This is a genomic window from Lysobacter antibioticus (genome assembly GCF_000731095.1).
Classification (GTDB): domain Bacteria; phylum Pseudomonadota; class Gammaproteobacteria; order Xanthomonadales; family Xanthomonadaceae; genus Lysobacter; species Lysobacter antibioticus_B.
Window position 1 is genome coordinate 1 of record NZ_JMTZ01000114.1, and the last position, 8,354, is coordinate 8,354.

The window sequence follows — 8,354 nt, forward strand, 5'->3', positions numbered from 1 at the left end:
AGAAAGTAACCCGCCGCTTTAGTGGCGGAAGCTTTTGGCGTTTGATCCTGATCCTGATCTTGCTTCAACGATGCGCCGCAAGACCGTCACAACGTTGTCGCGGCTCGCGCCGCTCCTACCCTGAAGCTTGGGGCTTCATTTGGCGAGGCAAGCCTAACGAACGAAGAATCCCTCCTGCACTACCGGCCCGCCATCGAGCGACACCTCGACGCGGTAGTTGCCGGACTTCCATCCCATCGGCTCGGCGACGCGGAAATCGTCGACGCCGGCGCCGTTGAAGGTCACCGGCTTGGCTTCTTCGTTGAAGACCTTGCCGGCCGGGTCGATCCAGCGCACTTTCAAACGGCCCGGCACGCGTGCCTGCGCGTCGCGGGTCGCGGTCTTGATCGTCACCACCACGGTGTCGCCGGTGGTGAAGCTCTTCTGCCGTTTGGGCAGGTCCTGCGGCCGCATCGCTGCGCTGCCGAGTTCGACGCCGGTGATCGACACCGCCGGCGAGGTCGATACCGCCATGACCGTATTGTCCTTGCCCAGCACGGCGGCCGGCGAGGGCGCTTCGGCCGCGCGCTGCGGCGTCGCGCCCTGGCGTTCGCAAGCGGCCAGCAAGCAGGCGAAGACTACGAGGGATGCGCCAGTGAGGAGGTAAGTCCGGTGTTTCATTCGAGTCTCTCTGTCGCGAAGACGCAGGCGAGGTCGAAACCCCGCCTGCGTCGGCCATGCATGGGCAGCCATGCTTGAGGTGGCCATGTTCGAGATGGCCGTGCTTGAGACAGCCCGGATCGCCGACGGCGACGACCCGGACCTGCCCTTTACTGCGTCGTGCCGATGAGGTCGAAGGGTAGCTCCTGGGCGACGTCCGGTGCCGAGGACGGGTTGCCGACATCGATCAGGGAACTCCAGGTGCCCGCCGACACATCGTACTGGCGGGCGTTGGCGCCGCTGCGGCCGCGCGCGCCGACGACGGTCATCGGCGGGGCGAAGTGCGCGCCGGCGCTGCTGTCGGTGCTGCCCCACACCAGCCAATAACTGCCTGCGCTGAAGAAGCCGCTGCCCGCGCAGGCCGCCGGCATGCTCAGGCGGTTGCGCCAGACCTTGCGCGTGGTGACCGTGGCGCTGCCCGGGGACGGATACAGGCTGTTGCCGGTGCGATAGATCCGCGCATCGGTCGAGGACGCCTGCACGTTGCTGCTGGTGCTGCCGCACAGCAAGGTGCTGCCCGAATCGCCCGGCCGGCCGCGCCAGACCTGCAGGACGCCGGCGGTGAACGGCGAACTGGAACCGCTGTAGCTGGTCTTGTAGGCGTAGACGTCCACCGAAGACAGCGTCCAGCTCTGCCCGCTCGGCACGACGAAATCGTCGGCCACGCGATAGGTGGCGTTGCTGACGGCGTAACCGGTGGTGGTGTTGCTTTCGGCGGTGTTGCCGTTGTTGTTCTGCAACTCGCTCCAGCTCGTGCCCGAGGGCGCGGCGGTGCCGTCCTTGGCGGTGGCGCCGGTGCTGAGGCCGCCGTTGCTCCAGACCACGCCGCCGGACGGGCCGCTGGCATAGCTGCCGGTCAGCGACAGCCCGGAAATCGCCGCGTAGGCCTTGATCATTACGTGATACGTGCCGGCCTGGGCGGTGGCGATCGAGCAGGTTTCGGCGTTGCTGCTGCCGTCGGACTTGCAGTCGTAGCTGGCGGTGGTCGGCTTCGCGCCGAACTTCACGTACAGGTCGGCATCGCCGCTGCCGCCGGCGGTGACGAACTTCAGGCCGGTCGCACCGGCCGGCACGTCCAGGGTCCAGAACTGCTCGCTGTCCTTGGCGCCGGCGACGCCGGTCGCCGGCACGCCGTTGCTGAGTACGTTGCCGGTCGGCGCGGCGCTCACCGTCACCGACTTGCTCACCGTGTGGGTGGCGCCGTCGTCGTCGGTCACCTTCAGCGACACGGTGTAGGTGCCGGCGGCCGCATAGGTATGCGAAGGACTGGTGGTGGTCGAGGTGATGCCGTCGCCGAAATTCCATTCGCGTGCGGCGATGCTGCCGTCCGAATCGGACGAGGCGTCGGTGAACACCGCGGTCAGGTTGGAGGTGGTGAAGGTGAAGGCCGCGACCGGATTGGCGTTGCCCGGTGCCACGACCGTGACCGACTTTGTCACGCTGTGGGTGGCGCCGCCGTTGTCGGTGACCGTCAGCGACACCGAGTAAGTGCCGGCGCTGGCGTAGGCATGGCTCGGATTGGTCGCGGTGGAGCTGCTGCCGTCGCCGAAGGTCCATGCGCGCGAGGCGATGCTGCCGTCGCTGTCGCTGGAGGCATCGGTGAAGTTGGCGGTCAGGCCATTGGTCGCCGAATTGAAGTTCGCCACCGGCGGCAGGTTGCCGGTCTGCGCCTTGTTGCAGGTGCCGGAGAAATTGTCGGTCCAGGTCTTGCCGGCCACCGGCACGAAGTCGCCGGTATAGCCGGTCGCGGTCAGGGTCAGCTTGAGCACGCCCCAGGTATGGGCCTGGCTGGCCTGCAACAGCGTATGGCTGCCGCTGAGCGAGTAGAAATCGCGTCCGCCGGTGCCGACCAGGATCTGGCGCAAGCCGTCGGTCTTGGCGGTGCCGCTGCCGTCCATCTTGCCGTAGCGCTGGTAGTTGTGGTCGTGGCCGACCATCACCAGGTCGGCCTTGGCCGCATACAGGCGGTCGTAGATCGGCTTGACCGAGCTATAGCCGTCGTAATTGCCGCGGCTGATCAGCGGATGATGGAAATACGCCGCGGTGCAGGGCTTGGTGTTCGCGGCCAGGTCGTTGCTCAACCAGGTCAGCTGAGCCGAGGCGACGCTGCCGCCGGACATGGTGTTGAGGGCGATGAAATGCCAGTCGCCGACATCGTAGCTGTAATAGCCCTTGCTGCGATCGCCGGCCGGACCGGTCGCTTGGTCCGTGCCGTTGTAGTAGTCGAAATAGCCCTTTGCGCCGGTGGTCTGATAGTCGTGGTTGCCGGGGGTGGGCCGGGTCAGGCCTTTGAATCGGCCCCAGCGCGAGTGGTAGAGGTTGTTGTATTCCGACAAGGTACCGCTGCCGTAGGCGTTGTCGCCGGCGGTGAAGACGGCGGTCGGGTTGATCGCCACGATCAGGTCCGAGGTCTTGCCGCAATCGGCCGGCGAGCTGTCGCAGATGTCGCCGGCGCCGGCCACGGTCACCGTGGTCAGGTTGAGGTCCTTGGTGCCGAAGTCGTAGCTGTCGACGGCGTAACGGCTGTCGGGGTGGCCGAAGTAGGGCTCGATGACCACGCACTCGCCGCGAAAGGCGCGAGAGTGGAAGGCACGGTCGTTCCAGTGATCGCCCTGGAAGATGTAGCGGTCGCCGCCGGAACTGGTGATCTTGAGCGAGTCGTAGCCCTGCAGCACCAGTTCCTTGAAGCCGACCCGGACCCATTTCGCGCCGGCTTCGCAGACCCGGTTGCCGGGCGAAGCCAACAGCGCCGAGCGCGTGGTCGGCACGCGCTTGGTGACGACGTCGTCTTCACTGAGTTGCACAGTCCGCTGCGCCGCGAACGCGGACTGGGATCCGATCAAGCTTCCGAACAACAACAACGCGCCGAGCGTGATTCGCCGGCGAAAACCGCTTGCACCTGGGGTGGCCATCAGAGTCTCCTCTTAGCTTCCGTGTTTGAAAGGAAATCGCCGGCGCATCGGTGGCTGGGCGCTGAAGTCGTCGCCCGATCCGCACGCACAGGCCTGTGTCGTCGTCAGGCCTCGTTTCGGCGACCGGTGTAGGTTGTTGCGGAGAAATGCGTCGGCCGACGACTCGGCCGACGCAGTGGGGCGCTGGTTCCCGCGCGAAGCGCGATGGGCTGACCGGATGCCGCAGGCGGCATCGGCGAGAGAAGGCCGGGGCCGTCGAAAGCGTGCCGGACGAAGGCGCGTCGAACAGAAGAACGCCGCACTACAACGTGTCGGACATCGATGACATCAGCGGGTCGGGCGAAGCATTGCCGGATCGGCGGAGTCGGCGAAGCGCTGCTGGCGCCGGCAACGACGACTGCGGTGCCTGATTGCGGACGAGCGGTCTCGCCGCCATTCATGGACATGGTGGTTGCCTCGCATCGAATGACTGAAGTGCACCCCTGTTGAGATGCAGACGGCGCGGCTCGCCGATACCTCAGTTGCGAATGGCCGGATTTCTCATGATCTTTGGTTATTTGACGCGGCCGCGTCGAGAATGAAACAAACGCTGCGAATCAAGGGGTTTCGGCGTACATCGACGGCGCGTAAATCGTGATCGATGCCCGTAATTCATGCTGGATCCGATGAGGCTCAGAGCCGGTCCGGCGCGATGCGTGGATGGTTCCATCTGTAATCGATCAGCAATGGGCGAGTCCGTGCAACGACGAATGCATCGGCAGCGCGACTCGTCGAAGCATCGCTAGCGAGGGTGTTCCGTTCCATGGTCAACACGAATCGTCGCAAGTGGGTATTGGGTCTGTCGGCGGCCGCTGCCGCAGCGGTCGCGCTGCCGTATGCGCTGTCGCAACGCGCTCGCCGCTCGTCGCACGCAGCGCATGCCGATGCCGATGCCGATGCGTCGCCCGCCGATGCGGCGCCGCCGTCGGCGCCGGCACCGTTCCGGCAACCGCTGCGCATTCCCGGCGCTGCCGGCCTGCTCGCCGAAACCCATCTGTCGGCGCCGCTGGTGTTGGCGGCGACGGAAGCGGCGTTTCCGATCTTCGACGGCGCGCCGACCCGGATCTGGCATTACGCCCATGCCGCCAGCGCCGGCCTCGGCATCAACCCCTTGCTGCGCATCGATCGCGGCAAAGAATTGGACGTCAGCCTGGACAATCGTCTCGGCGAAGACACCACGATCCATTGGCACGGCCTGAGCGTCGACGAAGCCAACGACGGCAGCGGCCTGCATCCGGTCGCACCCGGCGCCGGCAAGCGTTATCGCTTCCGGGTCGCCGATCGCGCCGGTCTGTACTGGTACCACGCGCATCCGCACGGACGCACCGGCGCGCAGTTGCAACACGGCCTGGCCGGCCTGCTGCGCGTGGACGACGACGAAGAGCGTGCGCTCGCCGCTAGCCTCGCTCTGCCCTGGGGCGTGCGCGACCTGCCGCTGATGATTTCCGACAAGCAGGTGAACGCCGACAATGCCATCGTCTATCGCCAGGGCGCCGACGACTGGATCGGCAACCGGCTGCTGGTCAACTGGACCCCTGAACCCTTTCTCGACGTGCTGCAGGCGCTGTATCGTTTCCGTATCGCCAATGTCGCCAATGCGCGCATGCTGCGGCTCGCTTTCGAGCATCGCGGGCAGTCCTTGCCGTTTCATCTGATCGGCAGCGACGGCGGATTGTTGGCGCGGCCGTGGACGGTCGAGGACGTGTTCCTGGCGCCGGCGCAACGCATCGACGTGCTGGTCGATTTCAGCACGGTGGCCGCCGGCGAGCGCGTGTTGCTGCGCAGCCTGGAATACCTGGCGATGGAGAACGAAGACGAGTCCGGTGCGTTCGCGCCCGACCCGATGGGCGAGCACCCGGGCGCCGCGGCGATGGGCGAGGCCTTCGACCTCATGCAGTTTTGCATCGCCGGTTGCAGCGACACCACGCCGAAGCCGGCCAAACGTCCGCCGGCGAAGTTGCCCGAGCGCCTGAGCGATCTGGCGCCGCCGCCGGATACTACGGGCTGGTCGGTGCGTCCGATCCGCCTGAGCATGAATCAGGAGGGCAGTTGGTTTATCAACGACTGGAACATGCACAGCGTCGGCCATGAGCCGATGTTCCGGATCAAGCGCGGCAGCCGCGAGGTCTGGGAGATACGCAACAACATGACCAGCATGCCGCACCCCATCCACGTCCACGGCTTCCGCTTCCGGGTGGTGTCGCGCAGCATCAGCCCGCCCGACATCCGCGGCCGCGCCGTCGCTCCGAAGGGGCTCAATCCTCAGGACACCGGCTGGAACGACACCGTGGTGATCTGGCCCGGCGAGATCGTCCGCATCGCCATCGACTTCGCCCAGGAACTGTCGGGCACGCATCGCTACATGATCCATTGCCACAACCTCGAGCACGAGGACATGGGCATGATGGTCGCCTTCGCGGTGACCGACTGATGCAGCCCTTCCGATCGTCGCTCGGCTCACCGCCAGGAGAACGCCGCGCCATGAACCGCTCCGCCCCTGCCATCGTCCTGTGCCTAGTGTTGTTGCCCGCGGCCTGTCGTTCCGACGCCGAACAGGCCGCGGCCGCGAAGCCGACAGCCGCCCCCGCGCCGACCGCCCTGGACGGTTCGCGCGCGCAAGTCAGCTACATGGTCGGTCTCGACATGGCCAAGCGGCTCGCGCCGATCAAGGACGAGGTCGACATCGACACCGTCGTGAGCGCACTGCGCGCAGCCCATGCCGGCGCACCGCCGCGTCTGGACGAGGCGCAGGTCGCCAAGGTCCGCAGCGACTTCGTCGAACACCTGCAGCGCAAGCGCGAGGCCGGCCGACAGGCACTGGCGCAGAAGAACCTAGGCGAAGGCAGCCGCTACCTGGCCGACAACGGCAAACAAGCGGGCGTGGTCACGACCGCCTCGGGCCTGCAGTATCGGGTCGAACGCGCCGGCCGCGGCGCCAGGCCGGCGGCCGACGGCACGGTGCGCGTCAATTATGTCGGCCGCCTGCTCGACGGCAGCGAGTTCGAGAGCACCTACGCCACCGATCACCCGGCCGAATTTCCGCTCAACCAGATCATGCCGGGCCTGCGCGAAGGGCTGATGCTGATGTCGCCGGGCGCGAAGCACCGTTTCTGGGTGCCGGCCAAGCTCGCCTACGGCGAGACCGGATTGCCCGGCCAGATCGAACCGAACGCGACCCTGGTGTTCGATCTGGAATTGCTCGAGATCGCGCGCTGAACGAGGCCCGGGAATGCCGCGAGCGGCGACAGCGTCGTTCGCGTCGCCAGCGCTGGTTCAGTCGGAGAGGGCTTCGCCGGCGGTCAGCGGAAAACGCTTACCGTCGGGCGTGCCGCGGCTGATCTTGCCGCGCTCGATCAGCAACAGCTCGCCGTACTTGCCGTTCTTGATGCTGCTGTCGATCGCGATCACGCGGCCGTCGAAATAGCTGCCGATGCGTTGGTGCGAGGTATGGCCGACGACGATGCGGCCGACGCCGAGGCGCGCGGCGATCGCATCGACCTGATCCTGGGTCAGGGCCGGGTCGATGAAGTAGCCGCGGTACCAGATCGGGCTGGTCTTGCCGTTGTACAGCGGCATCAACGACGGGTCCTGCTGCCAGATGGTCTTGGGCGTGCCGAGGGTGGCGCGATAACGCTGGTTGATCTGCGCCCGGCTCAGGCCGGATTCGAAATAGCTCGCGGCGATGCCGCCGTGCACGAACAACAGGTCGTTGACCTGGCCGATCACCGACTTGCTGCGCAGCCAACGCCCGAGCACCGTGTCGGGGCCGTACAGCTCGACATAGGAATTGCCGAGCAGGCCGGCATTGCGTTGGTAACCTTCGTTGACGTAGCGCAGGTCGTTGGCCAGCACCATGATCTCGTGATTGCCGAGCAACAGATGCACCGCGCCGCCGGCCGCACGCGCCTGCTGTTCCAGGCCGTACAGCAGCCACAGGGCCTGGTTGACCTTGGGGCCGCGGTCGAACACGTCGCCGGCGATGACCAGATGGCCGCGACCGTAGCGCCAGCGCAGCTTGCGGTCGACGATGCCGTTGTTCTGCAAGAGTTGGACCATCAGCTCGTACTGGCCGTGCACGTCCGACAGCGCGGCTATGCGCTCGACGCCCTGCGGCGAGGCCTCGGCCTCGGCTTCGGCCGGGGCGAGTACCGAGACCGGTTCGGCATGACCGCATTGCGCCGGCACCACGACCGGCCAACGCGGGGCCGGGAACGAGCGCTCGACCGGCTTGCCGTCGCAGACCCAGCGCGCCTCGATGCGGTCGGCTGCGTAGCGCAGATAGGGGCCGTCGTCGAAGCCCGGCGTGTTTGCCGTCGTTGTCTTCTCCGACGCCGCAGGCGCGCGTTCCTGGCCTGCGGCGACGGCGGTCGTGGCCGCCAGAGACAGGGCCAGCAGGGTGGAGGCAAGGCGGGAGAGTTTGGTCATCGGGGTGCTCGTGTATTCGCCTGATCGGCATTGTCGCTGTTTGAGGCCGCACTGACGCATCTGCGCCGTTAATGGCCGCAGCCAAGGGTAGGAGCGGCGCGAGCCGCGACCAAGGGATGGGCAGGTATCGCAGTGCCGTCGTCACTGATCAAAGCTGCGAGCTGTCGCTGTCGCTGTCGCTGTCGCTGTTGCGGTTGTTGTTGCTTTGCGCCGCCTAAGCCTTGCGAAGGCAATAGAAGACCCGGAGGGCGGCCCGCAGGGATGCGGGCCGTTTTTCAT

At 66.5% G+C, this 8,354-nt stretch carries 5 protein-coding genes; 2 read left to right on the forward strand and 3 right to left on the reverse strand.

What is annotated here, in order from left to right:
* Nucleotides 1-153: 153 nt before the first annotated feature.
* The gene (locus EX88_RS0121795; protein ID WP_152566413.1) at nt 154-660 is read right to left on the reverse strand and encodes a hypothetical protein; all 507 of its coding nucleotides are present in this window, start codon (nt 658-660) and stop codon (nt 154-156) included.
* Nucleotides 661-809: 149 nt separating this feature from the next.
* Nucleotides 810-3,503 carry a PKD domain-containing protein gene (locus EX88_RS24885; protein WP_161786169.1) on the reverse strand — a complete coding sequence of 898 codons (2,694 nt, stop codon included), beginning with the start codon at nt 3,501-3,503 and terminating at the stop codon, nt 810-812.
* 910 nt (nt 3,504-4,413) lie between these two features.
* Here EX88_RS24885 and EX88_RS0121810 point away from each other — a divergent pair.
* Both EX88_RS0121810 and EX88_RS0121815 read left to right on the forward strand, forming a co-directional pair.
* Entirely contained in the window at nt 4,414-6,081 is a 1,668-nt protein-coding gene (locus tag EX88_RS0121810) for a multicopper oxidase family protein (RefSeq protein ID WP_051885417.1), read from the forward strand.
* 50 nt (nt 6,082-6,131) lie between these two features.
* A complete protein-coding gene (locus EX88_RS0121815) occupies nt 6,132-6,866 on the forward strand; it encodes an FKBP-type peptidyl-prolyl cis-trans isomerase (RefSeq protein WP_051885418.1) in 735 nt (244 codons plus the stop codon).
* Between the two features lie 57 nt (nt 6,867-6,923).
* On the opposite strand, the gene EX88_RS0121820 is transcribed toward EX88_RS0121815, so the two are convergent.
* Nucleotides 6,924-8,075, reverse strand: a complete 1,152-nt coding sequence (locus tag EX88_RS0121820; RefSeq protein WP_051885419.1) for a metallophosphoesterase — start codon at nt 8,073-8,075, stop codon at nt 6,924-6,926.
* Between the last annotated feature and the right edge of the window lie 279 nt (nt 8,076-8,354).

Bases quoted from the DNA above. Each gene is read 5' to 3' on its own strand.
- EX88_RS0121810 (WP_051885417.1), top strand. From the start codon at position 4,414: ATGGTCAACACGAATCGTCGCAAGTGGGTATTGGGTCTGTCGGCGGCC.
- EX88_RS0121795 (WP_152566413.1), bottom strand. From the start codon at position 660: ATGAAACACCGGACTTACCTCCTCACTGGCGCATCCCTCGTAGTCTTC.
- EX88_RS0121815 (WP_051885418.1), top strand. From the start codon at position 6,132: ATGAACCGCTCCGCCCCTGCCATCGTCCTGTGCCTAGTGTTGTTGCCC.
- EX88_RS0121820 (WP_051885419.1), bottom strand. From the start codon at position 8,075: ATGACCAAACTCTCCCGCCTTGCCTCCACCCTGCTGGCCCTGTCTCTG.